The following is a 974-nucleotide window of genomic DNA, read 5'->3' as shown; positions in this document are numbered from 1 at the left end:
TCCGACCAGATCGTCGTCGCGACGATTCCCAGCCTCGATGGCGAGGAGATCGAGCCTTACGCCAACCGGCTGTTCCGCTTCTGGAAGCTCGGCCAGGCGAAGGAAAACAATGGCGTCCTGCTGCTGGTGGCCCCGAACGACCGCAAGATGCGCATCGAGGTCGGCTATGGGCTGGAAGGCACGCTGACCGACCTGCACACCAAGCTCATCATCGAGAATGACATGGTGCCGGCCTTCCGCGCCGGGGACTTCTCCGGCGGCATCAGCAAGGCCGTCGATGACATGGTCATGGTGCTGGAGGGCAATCCCGAAGAACTGGAGGCGCGCGGCGAGCGCAACCAGCAAGCGCCTTTCGATTCCGACGACCTGTTCTTCGCCGTCTTCATCAGCATCTGGGCGATCATCTTCTTCGGCAGCATTGCGGCTTCCGTGCTGCCGCCGATCTTCGGCCAGAAGCTTGGCCCCGGCCGCTACCGCTGGCTTGGCATGACCTTCGAGCCAAGCCGGCGATCCTCCAGTGGCGGCTGGTCGTCGGGGAGTTCCGGCGGCGGCTGGTCTTCGGGGTCAAGCAGCGGTGGAGGCTTTTCCGGCGGCGGCGGTTCGTCCGGCGGCGGCGGCTCGTCGGGAAGCTGGTGATGGCATGATGGTATCCAGCATCAGCCTGTCGAAACGCGACCGCCTCGCCTCGGCCGTCCTGATTGCTGCGGTCGTGCTGTTCTCCTGCGTCATGGCCTACGCGACCGACTTGCCGGCGCTGACCGGCCGTGTCGTCGACAATGCCGGCATCATCGACGCCGCGACCAAGACGGCGCTGACGCGGAAGCTCGCCGACTTCGAGACGAAAGGTTCCGACCAGATCGTCGTCGCGACGATTCCCAGCCTCGATGGCGAGGAGATCGAGCCTTACGCCAACCGGCTGTTCCGCTTCTGGAAGCTCGGCCAGGCGAAGGAAAACAATGGCGTCCTGCTGCTGG

General features: G+C 64.8%; 2 protein-coding genes. Both read left to right on the top strand.

Annotated elements, in window-relative coordinates:
• On the top strand, positions 1-636 hold a 636-nt coding region (locus tag EN914_RS36550; protein ID WP_164779222.1), incomplete at its 5' end, for a YgcG family protein.
• 91 nt (positions 637-727) lie between these two features.
• Positions 728-974, top strand: a 247-nt coding sequence (locus EN914_RS36545; RefSeq protein WP_245467714.1) for a YgcG family protein, incomplete at its 3' end; no start/stop codon positions are given.

This window comes from Mesorhizobium sp. M7A.F.Ca.CA.001.08.2.1, from assembly GCF_003998455.1.
GTDB classification, from domain to species: domain Bacteria; phylum Pseudomonadota; class Alphaproteobacteria; order Rhizobiales; family Rhizobiaceae; genus Mesorhizobium; species Mesorhizobium ciceri.
The sequence above is the reverse complement of the archived record's forward strand: the minus strand, read 5'-3'. Positions and strand labels throughout refer to the sequence as shown.